Here is a 17,903-nt window from a genome sequence, read left to right on the forward strand (position 1 = left end):
CCGCCGAAATCGCCCTTTTCGATCAGGTCGGACACCAGCTTGGTGTTGAGCATGACCTCCACGGCCGGCAGGCGGCCCCCATCCAGGGTGCGCACCAGGCGCTGCGAAATCACGGCCTTGAGGGCCGAGGCGAGGTCGCCGAGCATGGTCGGGCGTACTTCCACGGGGTAGAAGGACAGGATACGGTTGAGCGCGTGGTAGCTGTTGTTGCCGTGCAGCGTGGCCAGGCACAAATGGCCCGACTGGGCGTAGGCGATGGCTGCGGACATGGTTTCGCGGTCGCGGATTTCGCCGATCAGGATCACGTCGGGTGCCTGGCGCAGCGCGTTCTTCAGGGCAGTCTGCAGCGACTGGGTGTCGCTGCCGATCTCGCGCTGGTTGACGATGGATTTCTTGTTGCGGAACTGGTACTCCACCGGATCCTCGATGGTGAGGATGTGGCCGGTGAGCACCTCGTTGCGGCTGTCGATCATGGAGGCGAGCGAGGTGCTCTTGCCCGAGCCCGTGGCGCCTACCATGAGGATCAGGCCGCGCTTTTCCATGATCAGCTCGGTCAGCACCGGGGGCAGCCCCAGTGTGCTGATTTCGGGAATCTGCTGCGAGATGAAGCGGATCACCACCGCATAGCTGCCGCGCTGGCGCATGGCGCTGATACGAAAACGCCCCACGCCCGAGAGCGGCACGCCCATGTTGAGCTCGCCGGTCTCTTCGAGCTCTTCGATGCGGTCGGGCGTGATGATCTCGGACAGCAGGTTGCGCGGCGCATCCGGCGGCAGGATCTGGTTGTTGATCGGCACGCACTCGCCGTTGATCTTGATCAGCGCCGGAGCATTGGCCGACAGGTAGACGTCCGACGCCTTCTTTTCGCTCATCAGGCGAAGAATCCGCTCCATCGTACTCATGGTGTTTCCCCTCTCATTGTCGGTCTGTCTGCCGGCGCTGGCCGTGCGTGCTGGTAGGCGCTGCGGGACTGGGATCAGTCGCGCAGCAGGTCGTTGATGCTGGTCTTGGAGCGGGTCTGCGCGTCCACCTGCTTGACGATGATGGCAGCATACATGCTGTAGGGGGCGCCGTTGGCCGCCGTCTTGGGCAGGTTGCCGCTGACCACCACCGAGCCCGTGGGCACGCGGCCATAGCTGATCTCGCCGGTGGCACGGTTGAAGATCGGGGTGCTCTGGCCCAGGTACACACCCATGCCCAGCACCGAGTGCTCTTCGACGACCACGCCTTCGACCACTTCGGAGCGCGCGCCGATGAAGCAGTTGTCCTCGATGATGGTCGGGCCGGCCTGCAGGGGTTCCAGCACGCCGCCGATGCCCACGCCACCCGAGAGGTGCACGTTGGCGCCGATCTGCGCGCACGAACCCACGGTGGCCCAGGTGTCGACCATGGTGCCTTCGCCCACGTAGGCTCCGATGTTCACGTACGAGGGCATCAGGATCGCGCCCTTGGCGATGAAGCTGCCGCGGCGGGCCACGGCTGGCGGCACCACGCGCACGCCGGTGGCCTTCATCTCTGCTTCGTTCAGGTGGGCGAACTTGGTCTGCACCTTGTCATAGAAACCCAGGTCGCCGGCCTTGACGACTTCGTTGTCCTTGAGGCGGAAGGACAGCAGCACGGCCTTCTTGATCCACTGGTGCACTGACCACTGCCCCACGGCCTCGCGGGTGGCCACACGCAGGGTGCCGTTGTTGAGTTCGGCAATCACGTGCTCGACAGCGTCCGCGACTTCCTTGGGGGCTGCGGCAGGCGAGATGGTGGCGCGGTTCTCCCACGCGGCGTCGATGATGTTCTGGAGTTGTTGGGTCATGGTGTCAGACAGTACGGGATTGGATGAATTGGACGATGCGCATTGCGGCCTCCGCGCATTCTTCGGCCTCGGCCACCAAGGCCATGCGCACGCGCTGGGCGCCGGGGTTGGCACCACCGGACTCGCGGGCCAGGTAGCTGCCCGGCAGCACGGTGACATTGTATTGAGCCAGAAGCTCGCGGGCGAACTCGGCGTCGGTCATTTGCAGGGCGTCGGGCACCTTGGCCCACAGGTAAAAGCCCGCGTCGGGCAGGGCCACGTCCATCACGCCGGCCAGCAGCGGCGTGACCTGGGCAAACTTCTTGCGGTACAGCGCGCGGTTCTCGGTCACATGCTGCTCATCGCCCCAGGCGGCAATGCTGGCGGCCTGCACGATGGGACTCATGGCGCTGCCGTGGTAGGTGCGGTACAGCAGAAAGGCCTTGATCAGCTCGGCGTTGCCGCCCACGAAGCCGCTGCGCAGCCCGGGCACGTTGCTGCGCTTGGACAGGCTGGTGAAGGAAATCAGGTTCTCGAAGTCCTTGCGGCCCGCCTGGATGGCGGCCTGCAGGCCGCTGAGCGGCGGCTCGTCACGGAAGTAGATCTCGCTGTAGCACTCGTCCGAGGCAATGACGAAGCCATGCCGGTCGCTCAGCGCAAAGAGCTTCTGCCACTCGTTGAGCGGCATCACGGCGCCCGTGGGGTTGCCGGGCGAGCACACGAAGAGCAGTTGCGTGCGCTTCCAGACCTCGGCAGGCACGCTGTCCCAGTCCACCGCGAAGTTGCGCGCGGGATCGCTCGGGGCGTAGTAGGGCGTGGCACCCGAGAGCAGGGCTGCACCCTCGTAGATCTGGTAGAACGGATTGGGGCAGACCACGACCGGGTCGGGCTTGGTCGGGTCGACGATGGTCTGGGCAAAGGCGAACAGCGCCTCGCGCGAGCCGTTGATGGGCAGCACCTGGCTGGCCGCATCGAGCTTCAGGGCATAGCGCTTGTGCAGCCAGGCGGTGAAGGCCTCGCGCAGGCGCGGCTCGCCGGCCGTGGCCGGGTAGCTCGCCAGGCCATTGAGGTTGTTACTGAGTGCGTCCTTGATGAACTGCGGTGTAGGATGGCGCGGCTCCCCCATGCCCAGGCTGATGGGGGAATACTGGGCCGGTGGCGTCACTCCGGCAAAAAGCTTGCGCAGCCTCTCGAACGGGTAGGGCTGCAGGTGGGAAAGCAGGGGGTTCATGGGGCGCCATTATGGGTGATGCCGTGCACGCAAGCCGGTGCGCGCCGTCACAAGGCCGCCTTGTCGGGCCACCTTGTCAATCCGGCGTAAGAGCGCGTATCTAGTATCGCGGCAAAGCCCGCTGCGGCCTATAACGATATTGGAGACAACATGGCAGGATTCCTTCCCTTGCGGCCTGGGCTGTGGTGGATGCGCCGGCTGCGCCTTCCCGGCAAGCTGGCCACGCTGGCCGTGCTCATCGCCTGCACGCTGGCGGCAGCGTTGCTGGGGGCCCCCATGTGGGTGGACCTGGCGGGCGCCGGGGTGGTGCTGTATGCGCTGCTGGCGCTGTACCTGAGCCTGGTGGATGACATGGCGGCCCTCTCCGGCGCCATGGCGCGCATCACCGATGGCGACCTGTGCGTGCACGCCGGCACGGGCGGTACCGACGAGATGGCGCAGATGGCCCAGGCGCTCGATGCCATGGTGCTGCGGCTCTCGTCCATGGTGGCCGACATCCGCAGCAACGCCGCGCTGGTGGCCCATGCCGGCCAGAGCCTGGCGCATGGCAACCGCGAGCTGGCCGACCGCACCGAGCAGCAGGCCGCCAACCTCGAAGAAACCGCCGCCAGCGTGGAGCAGCTGTCGTCCACCGTGCAGAACAACGCCCAGACGGCCCAGGGCGCCGACCAGCGCGCCGGCCAGATGCGCCAGGCAGCCGACACCGGCGCCGAGGCCATGGGCCGCGCCGTGCAGTCGGTGCAGGCCATTCAGCAGGGCGCGCGCCGCATGACGGAAATCATCGGCACCATCGACGCGATCGCCTTCCAGACCAACATCCTGGCGCTCAACGCGGCGGTGGAGGCAGCCCGGGCGGGGGAGCAGGGCCGCGGTTTTGCCGTAGTGGCCTCCGAAGTGCGCATGCTGGCCAAGCGCTCGGCCGATGCCTCGCGCGAGATCCGCGACCTGATCAATGCCTCGGTCACGCAGGTGGAGGCCAGTGCAGGCCTGATCCGCACCGCAGGCGAGGGCATCACCGACATGGCCGGCGGCATGCGCAGCGTGGCGGCCAGCATGTCCGAGATATCCAGCTCCAGTGCCGAGCAGAGCACGGGCCTGCGCGAGATCAGCAGCGCCGTGCAGCAACTCGACCAGATCACCCAGCGCAATGCGCAGATGGTGAGCCAGGCGGTGGGGCAGGCCGAGGCGCTGGAAAGCCGCGCCTCCACGCTGTCGCGCGCGGTGTCGGCGTTTCGCCTGCAGCAGGGCACGGCCGAAGAGGCGGTGGCCCTGGTCAAGCGCGCCGCAGCCCTGCACAAGGGCAGCTCGCGGGACCAGTTCCTGGCGCGCATCACCGACAAGAGCCAGCCCTTCAACGACCGGGACATGTATGTCTTCGTGCTCGATGCCGGCGGCACCTACCGCGCCTTTGGCGGCAACCCGGCCAAGGTGGGCACCCGGGTGCAGGACATTCCCGGTATTGACGGTGACCGGTTGATGGCAGAAATTGCGGCCCAGGCAGACATCGGACCAGGCTGGGTGGAGTACGACATCACCAACCCGGCCAGCGGCGCGGTGCAGACCAAGATGTCGTTCGTGGAACGTGTGGGAGACCTGTACCTGGGCTGCGGCGTGTACAAGGCACTGGCCGCACGCTGACGCCTTCCGGGCCCGAACCGCCTAGCGCTGTGCGCGTTGCTCCCGGGCGCGGGCCATGGCGGCGGCAATGGCCGCCTTGCGCGCCTGGGCTGCGGCATCCGCCGCGCTGGCCGTAATGGCTGCAGCATCGGCTGGCGCGGCAGCCTCTTCGTCGTCCAGCTCAGGCGTGCCTGCGGCCACCCGTGCCTTGTGCACCGCATAGCGCCCGCGCGCCTGGTCCGCCAGCTGCGGGCTCCACGCGGCCCAACCCGTGGCCCGGCCGGTCACGGTTTCCAGGCTGATGCAGTCCACCGGGCACACGGGGAGGCACAGCTCGCACCCGGTGCAATGCGGCTCGATCACGGTATGCATGCGCTTGTTGGCGCCGACGATGGCATCCGTCGGGCAGGCCTTGATGCACAGCGTGCAGCCGATGCACCAGTTCTCGTCGATCACGGCCAGGGTGCGCGGCGCCTCCAGGCCATGGTCGGCACTCAGCGGCAGCACCGGCTGGCCGGTGAGGGCCGCCAGCCGGGCGACCCCTTCGGCCCCGCCGGGGGGGCACTGGTTGATGGGCACCGCCTCGAAGGCGATGGCCTGCGCATAGGCCGCGCAGTCCGGGTAGCCGCAGCGGGTGCACTGCGTCTGCGGCAGAGCGGCGTCGATGCGCGACGCCAGCGCATGCGCAGCCGGCCCTGCAGGCGGTGAAGGGAGGGGTGTGCGAGCGTCCGGCTGCGGATTCAAGCCTTGCGGGCCGCCGTGGTGCGGCGGGTGCGTGGTGCCGGCGCTGCGGTGACGGCGGCCTTGGCGGTGGGCACGGCGTCCGGCTCGGGCGCGGCGGCGGCCCCGGTGGCGGGTGCGGCTTGCACTGCTGCCTTGGCCGGCGCAGGCACGGCCTTCACGGCCACCACCGCCGGTTTCTTGGGGGCAGCGGCCTTGGCCGCCGGCTTCACGGCCGCTTTGGCGGGCGCCGCCTTCTTCACTGCCGGTTTGCTGGCGACTACCGCCTTGCGGGGAGGCACGGGCGGGCTGTCGTCCGGCAGTTCGGTCACGGCGACAGGGCGGGGCGCCTTTTTCTGGGGCACCTCGTGCGCGAGGATGAATTTGCGCACCTCGGGGTACACGATGTCGCGCCAGCGCCGGCCGCTGAAGATGCCGTAGTGCCCGGCGCCCTTGGCTTCCAGGTGGCGCTGCTCCTTGCGCACGATGCCGGTGCACAGGTCGTGCGCGGCTTCGGTCTGGCCCGAGCCGGAGATGTCGTCCAGCTCGCCTTCCACCGTGAACAGGGCGGTGGTGGTGATGTCCTGCGGGCGCACGCGCTCGACCTTGCCTTCAGGCGAGCGCACGTCCCAGGTGCCATGCACCAGGTTGTAGTCCTGGAACACGGTCTTGATGGTTTCCAGGTAGTAGTCCGCGTCCATGTCCAGCACGGCGTTGTATTCGTCGTAGAACTTGCGGTGGGCCTCGACGCTGGCATCGTCGCCCTTGATCAGGTCCTTGAAGTAGTCGTAGTGGCTCGTGGCGTGGCGGTCCGGGTTCATGGCCACGAAACCCGTGTACTGCAGGAAGCCTGGGTACACGCGGCGCCCGGCACCGGGGAAGTTGTCGGGCACGCGGTAGATCACGTTGTTCTCGAACCACTCGTAGCTGCGGTTCATGGCCAGGTTGTTCACCGCCGTGGGCGACTTGCGCGCATCGATGGGGCCGCCCATCATGGTCATGGTCAGCGGGGTCTTCTCGCCGCGGCTGGCCATCAGCGACACGGCCGCAAGCACCGGCACCGTGGGCTGGCAGACACTGATGACGTGGCAGTTGCCATAGGTGGCCTGCAGGTGGCGGATGAACTCCTGCACGTAGTTCACGTAGTCGTCCAGGTGGAACGCGCCTTCGGACAGCGGCACCAGGCGGGCGTTCTTCCAGTCGGTGATGTAGACCTTGTGGTCCTTGAGCATGGTGCGCACGGTGTCGCGCAGCAGCGTGGCATAGTGGCCCGACAGCGGCGCCACGATCAGCACCACGGGCTGTGCCTTGATCTTGACCAGGGTATCGGTGTCGTCCGAAAAGCGCTTGAAACGGCGCAGTTCGCAGAACGGCTTATCCAGCTCGATGTTTTCGTGCACGGCCACGCCCACGCCGTCCACGTCCACCGTATGGATGCCGAAGACCGGCTTTTCGTAGTCCTTGCCCAGGCGGTACAGCAGATCGTAGCCCGCAGACATGCGCTGCGCGAACGTCGTCTGGCTCAGGGGCGACATGGAGTTGCTGAAGAGCTTGGACGCCGCTTGCGCAAAGTCGGTGAGCGGCTCCATCAGGGAGCGCTGGGTTTCGTAGATCTGGTAGAGCATGGGGTCGAAACTCCGTTATGTTGCAGTGCAATATAGCAGCACTTGGTTACCTCTGCATGCGGGATAACCACCTAGGCCCAGTCGCGTTGGTGACAGCGCTGTCCAACAACCGGACATGGGCCGGGGCAGTGCAGCTGTGAAAAGCTTCGCTGCTATGATTTTGTTCAGAAAAACCCTGCCCGCAACCAGGCCCCCCTGTCCGCGCCACGCGTGGTGCCTGCTCAACCGTTGTCCGCCAGCCAGGATTCGAAGGCCTCGCGCGCCACGTTGCGCAGCGCGGGGCGGAACTGCGTGCGGTTGGCCAGGTACAGGCAGTGCCGTATCACCGTGTAGGGGTTGAAGCTGCCCTGGGGGTTCTGCTCCTCGAAGTGCTGCTTGTAGCGCTTGACCGTGCCCACCGTCTCCCGCATCAGGGTGTTGAAGCGTGCGCGGGTGATGCCGGGTGACCAGGCCTGGATATCGTCCACGAAGCTGTCCACCTTGGAAGGATCGAACTCGAAGTCCTTGAAGAAATGCGTGGCGATCTTGAGGAAGGTGAAGGCATTGAGCTCGCTGCCCAGGGAGGAGTACTTGGGTGCCGTGGCGGCATCGCCGTCCATCTCCGCGCCCACTTCCTCCGTCTCATCGGGGGCCTGCAACAGTTCGGCGGCCGTCTCGTCGCGGATCTGGCGGAACTCGCGGTCGGCCAGTTCGAACAGGGCCGAGAGCACGTTGATGCGCCGCTTGAGCTGCCCGGGGATGGACTTCTTGTACTTGATCTTGTGGTCCAGCACGCTCCAGGAGTCCTGGATGATGGTGCGCACCTGCAGCTCGAAAGGCTGGTCGGCATGCACCGCCAGCGCCGGCAGATCGCGCTGGCCGGGGCGCAGGTCCAGGTGCAGGCCCTTGTAGCCAAAGGAGGCCTCGGTGCTTTCCACGGCCGAGGCCTTGTCGGTCACGTCGATCACCGCAAAGTGGCTGCGCACGATCTGCGCCACCTTTTCCAACTCGTCCTCGTACAGGCAGACCACGCGTACGCCGACCAGATCGGTGATCCAGTGCTGGATCTCGTAGGGGGTGTTGCTCTCTTCCAGGCCGGGCCGGTACTTGCGCGCAAACTTGCGGATGCATTCGTCCACGTCCTTCACGCGCCCCTCTACCTTGGACACATCCACGCTGCGGGCATCGCCCACCACCCCGGCGATGGCGGCGGTGAAGGCCGCGCACGCCTCCTCCAGCACGGGTTTCTGGGCTGCGTAGAACGCACGGAATCGGGACTCTTCCCGTTCAAAATCAAGCGATGCCATGGTGGGGTCTGCAAAGAGGCGGGTGGTGCCGGGAATGCGAAAGAAATGCCACGCGAACGATACCTGCATTCTGGCAGCCGCGATGTCAGCCGATGCCGCGCTCCCGGTACAAGTTCACACGCATGCCGTCTGCGCCGCGCATCGGGTGACCTCGCTTGGCAGGGCCGCGCGAAACCTGATAATGAGAACGCACGTTACCAGCGCCCCGGTGGGGCGCTGCAGCAGCCGCCTGCCCCATGCGATGACACCAGAACAACACCAGCCCCCCGCGTTCACGGAGTCCGAGACGCTCCAGGACGCCCCCACCAGCCCGCGCTGGCTGGTGCTGGTGTTGCCGCCGCTGATGGCCTGCATGATGCTCGGGGCCACCGGCCTGTACTGGTACCGGGCGCACAGCGAGTCGGCGGACAAGCGGCTGCGCAATCTGCATGCGGCAACCGAGCAGATCGCCTACAACCTGCGCGACCGCATGGCCACCTACGAGGTGGTGCTCCGGGGCGTGCAGGGCTACATGGACGGGTCCGAGCGCATCGACCGGGCCGAATTCCACAACTATGTCGATGCCCTGCAGCTGCAGCAGACGCGGCCCGGCCTGCAAGGGGTGTCGCTGATCATGTACGTGCAGGGCAGTCCCCTGGAGGCCCATCTGGCGGACGTGCGGGGCCGGGGCTTTTCCGGCTACACCGTGCATCCGCCCGGCGAGCGCGCCCAGTACGCGCCCATCACCCACATCGAACCCCTGCAGGGGCGCAACCTGGAGGCCCTGGGCCTGGACGTCCTGACCCTGCCTGCAGCGCGCGAGGCGCTCGGGCGCGCGCGCGACACCGGCCGGCTGGCCCTGTCGGGGCTGCTCGGGGCCTTCGCGCCGGGCAGTGCTCTGCAGGGCGAGCTGGGCATGTTCCTGCCGGTGTACGCCCCGGGCCTGGAGGCCGAGTCCCTGCCCACCCGCCGCCACGCGATCCGGGGGTGGGTGGCCGCCCCATTCCGGGTGGGTGACGTGGTCCAGGGGCTGGCGCGTGAGTTCGACCCCGACATTGCCCTGGCCATCTACGATGGCGTAGATCCCACGCCCGAAGCCCGGCTGTACGGCGACGCAGGGCTGCAGTCGCAAGCCCTGGCGCGCGGCGCGCTACCGATCCAGCGGCGCCTGGAGGTCGGCGGACGCAGCTGGACTCTGGTGATGGCGCCCTTGCCCGCATTCGATCTGCGCCATGACGACGACGGCTACTACCTGGTGGCGGTGATGGGGGTATTCGTGAGCCTGCTGCTGGGCTGGTTCGCCTGGGTCCTGGCCACCGGGCGGGAGCGCGCCATGGCACTGGCACGCCGCATGACGGCCGAGCTGCGCGGCACGCGCGATGACCTGGAAAGCACGCTCAACGCCATACCCGACCTGCTGTTCGAGCTGGACGCGCAGGGCCGCATCCACCATTGCCGCTCGGCGCGCCTGCAGCTGCCGGTGCTGGCGCCCGAGCGCTTTGTGGGCCACCGGCTGCAGGACATCGTGCCGCCCGGCGAGGCGGCCGGCAGCCTGGCTGCCGTGCAGGCCGCGCTTCAGAATGGCTACTCGGCGGGCCACCAGTTCCACCTGGAGCTGGAGGGGCGCACCCACTGGTTCGAGCTGTCCGTGGCCCGCAAGGACAGCGCCAACCCGGGCGCCGGCCCGCGCTTCGTGGCGCTGGCCCGCGACGTCACCGAGCGCAGGGTGGCGCAGGAGCGCACGCACCAGTTGGCCTACTTCGATGCCCTCACGGGCCTGCCCAACCGCCGCATGCTGCTCGACCGCCTGGGGCTGGCCCTGGCCGCCGCACGCCGCAGTGGCCAGGTCGGGGCGCTGCTGTATGTGGACCTGGACAATTTCAAGCAGATCAACGACGCGCGCGGCCACTCCCTGGGCGACCGCTTGCTGGTGGAGGTCACCCAGCGCCTGACGCACCTGCTGCGCCCCGGCGACACCGTGGCGCGCCTGGGGGGCGATGAGTTCGTGCTGCTGCTGCAGGGCATCGCAACCGACATGTCCACCGCAGGGCGGCAGGCCCTGCAGGTGGCCGAGCGCGTGCGCGAGGCGCTGGAGCAGCCCTACGCCATCGACACCCACCTCTACAGCAGCACGGGCAGCCTGGGGATCACGCTGTTTCCCAAGCGGGAGGAGGGCGTTGAAGACCTGCTGCGCGAGGCGGACACGGCCATGTACCGTGCCAAGGACCTGGGCCGCAACCGCATCCGCTTCTACGAGGCCGCCATGCAGGCCGACGTGCAGGAGCGCCTGGCGATGGAGCAGGACCTCAAGAAGGCCATGGCCGAAGGGCAACTGGCCGCATTCGTGCAGCCGCAGGTGGATGCGCAGGGCGTGGTGGTGGGCGGCGAGCTGCTCATGCGCTGGAGCCACCCGGTGCGCGGCAGCGTGCCGCCGGCGCGCTTCATCCCCATCGCCGAGTCCTCGGCGCTGATACTGCCCATGGGCGCGTGGATGATCGAGAAAGCCTGCGATGCGATTGCACAGCTGCACGCCGCCCGGTTGGTCCGGGGCGGCGTGGGGGAGCCGCTGTCGATCTCGGTCAACGTCAGCCAGCGCCAGTTCCGGCAGGACGACTTCGTCGAGCGCGTGCGCAACGTGCTGGCCCAGACCGGGGCCACGCCGTCATGCCTGATCCTGGAGGTCACCGAAAGCCTGCTCATCGAGAACCTGGACGACACCATCGCCCGCATGACGGAGCTGGTGCAGCTCGGGGTGCGCTTTTCCATCGACGACTTCGGCACGGGCTATTCGAGCCTGGCCTACCTCAAGCGGCTGCCGCTGTACGAGCTCAAGATCGACAAGAGCTTCGTGCAGGACACGCCCGGCGACCCGAGCGACACGGCCATCGTGCAGTCCATCATCTCGGTGGCGCGCCACCTGGGCCTGCGCGTGGTGGCCGAAGGGGTGGAAACCCGTGCCCAGGCCGACTTCCTCGTGGCCAGCCACTGTGAATGCCTGCAGGGCTACCTGTTCTACCGGCCGGAGCCGCTGGATGGCTGGCTGAAAACCTTTTTACGGTCTTAGACGGGTTCCGGGATCAGGGTGGTGGCCAGCGCCAGGGCATGCACCTCGCGTGCGGGCCGGTCCTTGAGCAGGTGGTTGCTCCAGACCTGGCGCCACAGACGTGCCCCGCGCAGGCCATGGCGCAGACCCAGCATGTGGCGGGCGATGTGCGGCCAGGGCGTGCCGTGCAGCGCGGCCTCACGCTCCATGTAGTCCACCATGGCCAGCTCGACCTCCTCGCGCGTCAGGGTGCAGGGCTCGCCGCCGTAGTAGAGCTGGTCCCAGCGGGCCAGCCACCAGGGGTTGTGGTAGGCCTCGCGGCCGATCATCACGCCGTCCAGGCGTGCCAGTTGCCCGTGCACCACCTCGTCGGCCTGGATGCCGCCGTTGATGGCAATCGTCAGGTGCGGGAAATCGGCCTTGAGCTGGTGCACCACCTCGTAGCGCAGCGGCGGGATGTCGCGGTTCTCCTTGGGCGACAGGCCCTGCAGCCAGGCATTGCGCGCATGCACGATAAACACCGAGCAGCCCGCATCGGCCACCGTGCCCACGAAATCGCGCACGAAGCCGTAGTCTTCGCCCTTGTCGATGCCGATGCGGTGCTTGACCGTCACGGGCACGTCCACCACATCCTTCATGGCCTTCACGCCATCGGCCACCAGCTGGGGCGCCTTCATCAGGCTGGCACCGAAGGCACCGCGCTGCACCCGGTCGCTCGGGCAGCCGCAGTTCAGGTTGATCTCGCCATAGCCCCATTGCGCACCGAGCCGCGCAGCCTCTGCCAGCCGGTCGGGCTCGTTGCCGCCCAGCTGCAGTGCCACAGGGTGCTCCTCGGCATTGAAGCGCAGGTGCCGCTCCGTACCGCCATGGATGATGGCGCCCGCGTTCACCATCTCGGTGTAGAGCAGGGTCTGGCGCGTCAGCAGCCGGTGGAAATAGCGGCAATGGCGGTCCGTCCAGTCCATCATCGGGGCCACGGACATGCGCCAGGGGCTGAAGGTGGCTGGAGGGGTTGCGGCAGGGGAGGTGGGGCTGTTTTCCAAGGCGAGAAACCGGTGTTGCAAGGGCGAAGGGGCCCCAAAGAGGTGCTGCCCGCATTTTCTCAGGTCTTGGAGCAGCATATGGGTTCAAGGGCTTCAGAGGCCCGAGACAGGCGTTCCTCTGCGCGAATTTGCACTCTGTTGACGCACATGGCCGCGCATTGTCTTTAGTATGGGGGAGCCGCATCCGGTGCCGCGAACGCCGCCGGGGCCGAATCAGCCATTTCTTTCTTTGAATCGCCTGCATGTGGAAGAACCCCGGTATCGCCGTAGCGATCGACCCGTCCCAACTCACCGTCGGCCTGTACGTCTGGCTCGACATGCGCTGGGACGAGCACCCCTTCATCGCCAACCGCTTCATGGTCCGCACGGCGAAGGACGTGGCGGTGATCCAGTCATTGGGCATCGAAGGCCACCTGTACCACCACCCGGACCGGAGCACATCGCAGCCGCTGCCCCTGGTGCCCATGGCCGCGCACCCACCGGAGCCGGAGCACGCCGACGGGCAGGCCGCCCTGGCCGCCGAGGTGCGCCAGCGTGACCAGGCCAAAAAGGAAAAGCGCCAGCGCCAGCGAGACGCCGCGGCGCGCGCCGACCGGGCCTGGGAGGACGCCGCGCGCCAGACCCGGGAGGCGCTGCTCACGCTCACGCGCTCGCCCAAGGCGGCGGGTCGGATCCTGGCCGACCTGTCGGGCGAGACGGCGGCCCGCATTGCCCAGAGCAAGGAGGTGCTGCTGCACCTGCTGGGCGACAAGAAGGACCAGGGCCCGCAGTTCCATGCGCTCAACGTGCTCACCCTGTGCATGCTGGTGGGCAAGAAGGCCGGCCTTACCGAGCGCGAACTGGCCGACCTGGCCATGGCGGCGCTGGCGCACGACGTGGGCAAGTCCAAGGTGCCGCCGCAGCTGTTCAAGACCTCCCGGCGCAAGCGCCACGAGGAGGAGTTCGTGCGCCAGCATGTGATGTACAGCACCCAGCTGGCGTCAGACTCGGGCGCCTTCAGCAAGGAGGCGCTGGCCTGCATCGCCAGCCACCACGAGGCGGCCGATGGTTCGGGCTGGCCGCGCGGCCAGCGCGAAACCCAGCGCCTGGCGCTGATCCTGGCGCTGGTCAACCGGTATGACAATCTGTGCTCGCCCGAGGCCCGCGACGTCGAGCCGCTGATGCCGGCCGAGGCGCTGGCGCACATGTTCAAGAACGAATCGGGCCAGCACGACCCGGCACTGCTCAGTTCGCTCATCAAGCTGCTGGGCGTGTACCCGCCGGGCACGGTGGTCCAGCTCACCGATGGCGCGCTGGCGCTGGTGGTGGCCCCGGGGCCCGAGGCCCTGCGCCCCCAGGTGCTGGTCTACACCCCCGAAATCCCCAAGGACGAGGCGCCGCTGGTGGAGCTGCACACCGAGCCCGACATCCGCGTGGCCGAAGCGATCCGGCCGTCCACGTTGCCTGCCGAGGTGCTCGACTGGCTCAATCCGCAGCAGCGGCTGTCGTACTTCTACTCGGTCGAGGACTGAGTTCTTCCCCCGTGCACTACCTGCGGACGGTGAAGTCCTCGTTGATGTAGACCAACGGGTCCATGGGGCTCTCATCCCCACAATTGAATCCGCGCAGGCGCAGGACGGCAGGCTGCTTGAGCGGCGCCTTCAGGTCCTTGCGCTTCTTGCCGGCAATGCGGGTGTAAATGGCGACCTTGGCCAGGTAGTTGACGCTGGCCCGGTAGGACGATCGGGCGTCGTAGTTCTCCGCCAGGTCTTCCCTGCCGATGAGCTCGAAATCCCGGAGCTTGGGGTTGTAGCGGAACTGCATCGTGAAGCTGTCCATGCCCGAGGGTTCAGCGCGCCAGACCCCCTGGACCAAAAGGGAAGTCGCGGTGATCTCAAGGTTGTAGAACTTGTTCGCCTCGCAGAACTGTCCAGAGACGGAAAGCGGGGTGTAGCCGCCGCCCGGCGTGCCGGCCAGCACCAGAAGCCGTTCCTCGCGCGGGCCTTCCCCGGAGAGGTTGACCACCACCGCCGCCAGGTCCGCGATCCCATCACCGTCGAGGTCACCTTTGGCGCTGGTCCAGATGCTGAATCCCTTGGTGGGCAGGGCCGTATCAACGGCGGCCTGCAGCTGGGCAGCGCGCTGTGCGGCGGTGTCCTGCGCCAGGGAGGCACCCGCAGCACAAATCAGGGCGGCAAAGGTGCATGGCAAGCGCCGGGAAATCATGGCGCAAGTCTACAACCCCAGGGGCCTGGCCCGCCCGGTGCTGGTTCAGCGCGCCCCTGGTTTTTGCTGGTACATGCCCTCGATGGCCTGCCCGAAGTGCGCCATGAGCGGGGCGCGCTTGAGCTTGAGCGTGGGCGTCATGAAGCCGTTCTCGATGCTCCAGGGCGCCAGCGTCAGGTGCACGGCGCGCGGCACGGCATAGCGCGCGAAGCTGGCCGTGCTCTTTTCAATGCGCGCCAGCACGGCGCGGTGCACGGCAGGGTGGTTCAGGCTCTCGGGGTCGGCTGCGGCCAGGCCCAGGTCGCCGGCCAGGCGCTGCCACTCGTCGCGCTTGAGCACGGCCACGCAGGCGATGAAGGGGCGGTTCTCGCCCACCACGAAGGCCTGCTCCAGCAGCGGGTCGGCCAGCAGGGCCAGTTCCAGGTCGCCCGGGGGCACCTTCTCACCGGTGGAGGTGACGATGATCTCCTTGATGCGGCCGCGGATGAAGATGCGCCCGTCCACGATGTCGGCCTGATCGCCCGTGCCCAACCAGCCATCGGCCGACAGAATGCGTGCCGTGTCCTCGGGCCGCTTCCAGTAGCCCTGCATCACGATGGGGCCGCGCACCTGCAGCTCGCGGTTCTCGCCGATCCGCACCTCCACGCCGGGCAGGGCGCGCCCCACGCAGGCCGGGTCGTTGTCCTGGAGCGAGTTCACCGACACCACCGGCGCCGTCTCGGTCATGCCGTAGCCCTGCACCAGCGGCAGGCCCAGGCCCAGAAAGCATTTGGCGATGGTGGGTGACAGCGGCGCGCCGCCGCTCACGGCCACGCGCACGCGGCCGCCGAACTGGGCCAGCAGGGGCTTGGCCACCAGGGCCTGGAGCAGGCCCCAGGGCAGGACGGCCATCCAGCCGCCGGCTTGGTCGTCTTCGGGCCGGGCCAGCCCCTGCGCGGCGCAGAACTGCTGCCAGCCGCGGGCCTGGGCGGCCTCGTAGAGCTGCATCTTCCAGGGCGATGGCGAGAGCTTTTCGAGCAGCTTGGCGTGGATGCGCTCGTAGATGCGTGGCACCGAGACCAGCACCGTGGGGCGAATGGTCTGCAGGTCCTCGGCCAATTGCTGCACCGAGCGGGCATAGGCCACGCAACTGCCGGCCGCAATCGGCAGGTAGTAGCCGCCAGTGCGCTCGAAGGTGTGCGACAAGGGCAGAAAGGACAGGAACACGTCGTCCACCGTGGGGGCGATGCGCTCGAGTACGGCCTTCACGTCGCTCACCACATTGCGGTGCGTGAGCATCACGCCCTTGGGCTTGCCGGTGGTGCCCGAGGTGTAGACGATGGCGGCCAGGTCTTCGGGGCCGGGGGCCTGCGGCGGGGCCTGTTCCACCGCCTGGGCTGCGCCTTCGAGCCATTGCGCAAGCGAGCCCACGGCGGGGCTGTGCGCGCTGGGAGCGCTGGCCTTGAACGAGGCGTCCGTGTCGGTCACGATCACCGCCCGCAGTGCGGGGAAGTCGGTGCCCGCGGCGCGGATCTTCTCCCACTGCTGGGCACTGCCCACGATGAGCATCGACGCCTCGCAGTCGGCCAGGATGTAGGCGATGCTGCCGGGGTTGTCGATGGCGTGCAGCGGCACGGGTACGCAACTGCTGGCCAGGGTGGACTGGTCGGCGCACATGGCGTCCAGGCTATTGGGCAGCAGGATGGCCACGCGGGCACCGGCCGGCAGTTGCAGGGCCACCAGGGCCCGCGACCAGCGGGCCACATGGGCGGCGGTCTCGGCCCAGGTCCAGGTCAGCCAGGCCTGGCTGGCGGCATCGAAGGCGCGAAAGGCAGGGGCGTCGGGCGTCAGGCTGGCGCGCCACGAGAGAAGCTGGGGCAGCGTCTGGACGCTGCCGATGTCGGGAAGGGAAGAGGTCATCGGATGGTTGGGTGCCGGGGCGGCGTGCGGCGTGCCAAGGTGGTGCCATGCTGCACCACCCTGGGGAAAACCCGCGGAATCATACCCATCCGGGCGGCACAAGCTGTGCTTCTTTGTTTCGCGCGCCAAAGAGTGCTCTGGGGGCGGGCCCCGGTCGGCCACAATCCCTCCATTGCCACAGCTGCGTCCTGCCTGCCCGCGCCCCCTTCGGTCCATGGATCCCATCACCATCTTTATCGTCGCGACGCTGATGATGCTGGCCAATGGTGCGGTGCTGGGTTTCATGCACAAGGACTTGCCGGTGTCGCTGCAGCCCTGTGCCGAAACCTGGCGCATCGCCACCTTGCTGCTGGCAGGCAGCGCCGTGCTGTATGCCGTTCAGTACGAATTGCCCCTGGGCCTGGTCTCGCCCATGGCCAATGGCATGGTGATGCTCGGCTGCACGGGCTACTGGCGTGCGCTGCGCCAGTTCGATGGCGTGCCGGACCGCTGGTGGATGCTGTTGCCGGCCGTGGCGGGCATTGGCGGCGTGGTGTGGTTCGCGGGGGTGCGGCCCGATACGCCCAGCCGCATCCTGCTGCTGTCGGGCGTGGTGGCTTTCGTGCTGATGGCTGGCACCCTGCAGCTGGTGCGGGGTGGCACCGGGGAGCGGGCGCGCAGCCGCAGGGCGCTGGCGGGCCTGTTTTTTCTGGTCGGCCTGTTCGTGGCCTTTCGCGCCGCGTACTTCCTGGTGCGGCGCGTGGGGCCGTCGTTCGACATCACCGGCGAGGGCGCCTGGATCAACGCGGCCAGCCCGCTGGTCACGGCCCTGTTGCCCGTGGTGGGCACCACGGCCTTCTTGTTCATGTGCTCGCAGCGCATCGGCCGCCAGTGGGAGCTGGCCGCTGCCACCGACTACCTGACGGGCCTGGCCAACCGCCGCACCTTGCTCGCCGAAGGCGCGAAGCGCTTTGCCACGGCACGCCAGGGCGGCACCCGCCTGGCGCTGGCACTGATCGACGTGGACCATTTCAAGGCCATCAACGACGGCCATGGGCACGAGGTGGGCGACAGGGCGCTGCAGCATGTGGCCGACCAACTGCAGGCCTCGGCACGCGGGCTGGACTTCGTGGCCCGCCACGGGGGGGAGGAGTTCGTGGTGCTGCTGGACGTGGCCCAGCATGGCGACGCCCATGCGGCCGGAGAGCGGCTGCGCCTGGCCGTGGCGGGCACGCCGTTCACCACGGGTGGGACATCGTTGCCGATCACCATTTCTGCGGGTATCGCGGCGCAGGCAGATGGCGATGCCAGCCTGGACCAGATGCTGCGACGCGCCGACGACGCGCTGTACGCCGCCAAGCGCAGGGGGCGCAACCGGGTGGAAATGGCGGAAAGCTGACCGAGCGGCAGGTGCCGGTAGGGCGTCATACGGATTTGCATTCAATCGTATAACTAGGCGGGAAGCCGCAGACAGTGCTGTAGCACGG

Annotated in this window: 13 protein-coding genes; 4 read left to right on the top strand and 9 right to left on the bottom strand. The window is 67.9% G+C overall.

All coding sequences use genetic code 11. The features are described from left to right. From ASE31_RS23790 to dapC, 3 genes are all read right to left on the bottom strand, one after another. Nucleotides 1-902 (bottom strand): PilT/PilU family type 4a pilus ATPase (locus tag ASE31_RS23790; RefSeq protein WP_235514743.1); only part of this gene is annotated, 902 nt, incomplete at its 3' end. A gap of 74 nt (nt 903-976) precedes the next feature. Further along, nucleotides 977-1,810 (bottom strand): 2,3,4,5-tetrahydropyridine-2,6-dicarboxylate N-succinyltransferase, encoded by an 834-nt coding sequence (gene dapD, locus ASE31_RS23795; protein WP_057204344.1) that lies wholly within the window; start codon nt 1,808-1,810, stop codon nt 977-979. Nucleotides 1,811-1,814: 4 nt separating this feature from the next. Continuing rightward, nucleotides 1,815-3,020: a succinyldiaminopimelate transaminase gene (gene dapC, locus ASE31_RS23800; RefSeq protein WP_057204346.1), complete on the bottom strand. Its 1,206-nt coding sequence runs from the start codon at nt 3,018-3,020 to the stop codon at nt 1,815-1,817. A gap of 150 nt (nt 3,021-3,170) precedes the next feature. On the opposite strand from dapC, the gene ASE31_RS23805 reads away from it, so the two are divergent. Beyond that, nucleotides 3,171-4,658 (top strand): methyl-accepting chemotaxis protein, encoded by a 1,488-nt coding sequence (locus ASE31_RS23805; protein ID WP_057204348.1) that lies wholly within the window; start codon nt 3,171-3,173, stop codon nt 4,656-4,658. A gap of 21 nt (nt 4,659-4,679) precedes the next feature. Here the strand turns inward: ASE31_RS23805 and ASE31_RS23810 are convergent, their stop codons facing one another. From ASE31_RS23810 to ASE31_RS23820, 3 genes are all read right to left on the bottom strand, one after another. Further along, on the bottom strand, nt 4,680-5,381 hold the full coding sequence (locus tag ASE31_RS23810; protein WP_082604335.1) for an RnfABCDGE type electron transport complex subunit B: 702 nt from the start codon (nt 5,379-5,381) through the stop codon (nt 4,680-4,682). After that, the gene (locus ASE31_RS23815) at nt 5,378-6,982 is read right to left on the bottom strand and encodes a polyhydroxyalkanoate depolymerase (protein WP_057204349.1); all 1,605 of its coding nucleotides are present in this window, start codon (nt 6,980-6,982) and stop codon (nt 5,378-5,380) included. Before ASE31_RS23815 ends, ASE31_RS23810 begins: the two co-directional genes overlap by 4 nt. A 221-nt stretch (nt 6,983-7,203) precedes the next feature. Continuing rightward, complete coding sequence (locus ASE31_RS23820) at nt 7,204-8,268, bottom strand: GTP pyrophosphokinase family protein (RefSeq protein ID WP_057204433.1); 1,065 nt, start codon at nt 8,266-8,268, stop codon at nt 7,204-7,206. Between the two features lie 181 nt (nt 8,269-8,449). Here ASE31_RS23820 and ASE31_RS23825 point away from each other — a divergent pair, with 181 nt between their 5' ends. Continuing rightward, the gene (locus tag ASE31_RS23825; RefSeq protein WP_235514744.1) at nt 8,450-11,311 is read left to right on the top strand and encodes an EAL domain-containing protein; all 2,862 of its coding nucleotides are present in this window, start codon (nt 8,450-8,452) and stop codon (nt 11,309-11,311) included. On the opposite strand, the gene dusA is transcribed toward ASE31_RS23825, so the two are convergent. Continuing rightward, on the bottom strand, nt 11,308-12,333 hold the full coding sequence (gene dusA, locus ASE31_RS23830; protein WP_082604336.1) for a tRNA dihydrouridine(20/20a) synthase DusA: 1,026 nt from the start codon (nt 12,331-12,333) through the stop codon (nt 11,308-11,310). The genes ASE31_RS23825 and dusA overlap by 4 nt on opposite strands. Nucleotides 12,334-12,575: 242 nt before the next feature. On the opposite strand from dusA, the gene ASE31_RS23835 reads away from it, so the two are divergent. Further along, entirely contained in the window at nt 12,576-13,844 is a 1,269-nt protein-coding gene (locus tag ASE31_RS23835) for an HD-GYP domain-containing protein (RefSeq protein ID WP_057204353.1), read from the top strand. A gap of 16 nt (nt 13,845-13,860) precedes the next feature. Here ASE31_RS23835 and ASE31_RS23840 read toward each other — a convergent pair whose 3' ends face one another. After that, the gene (locus ASE31_RS23840) at nt 13,861-14,538 is read right to left on the bottom strand and encodes a hypothetical protein (RefSeq protein WP_157412633.1); all 678 of its coding nucleotides are present in this window, start codon (nt 14,536-14,538) and stop codon (nt 13,861-13,863) included. 45 nt (nt 14,539-14,583) lie between these two features. Then, nucleotides 14,584-16,437 carry a long-chain fatty acid--CoA ligase gene (locus ASE31_RS23845; RefSeq protein WP_057204357.1) on the bottom strand — a complete coding sequence of 618 codons (1,854 nt, stop codon included), beginning with the start codon at nt 16,435-16,437 and terminating at the stop codon, nt 14,584-14,586. Nucleotides 16,438-16,651: 214 nt separating this feature from the next. Here ASE31_RS23845 and ASE31_RS23850 point away from each other — a divergent pair, with 214 nt between their 5' ends. Next, on the top strand, nt 16,652-17,815 hold the full coding sequence (locus ASE31_RS23850; protein ID WP_057204359.1) for a diguanylate cyclase: 1,164 nt from the start codon (nt 16,652-16,654) through the stop codon (nt 17,813-17,815). The last annotated feature ends 88 nt before the right edge of the window (nt 17,816-17,903 follow it).

Origin of the sequence: Acidovorax sp. Root217, assembly GCF_001428645.1 — a bacterium.
In the GTDB taxonomy this organism is placed as follows: Bacteria; Pseudomonadota; Gammaproteobacteria; order Burkholderiales; family Burkholderiaceae_C; genus Acidovorax.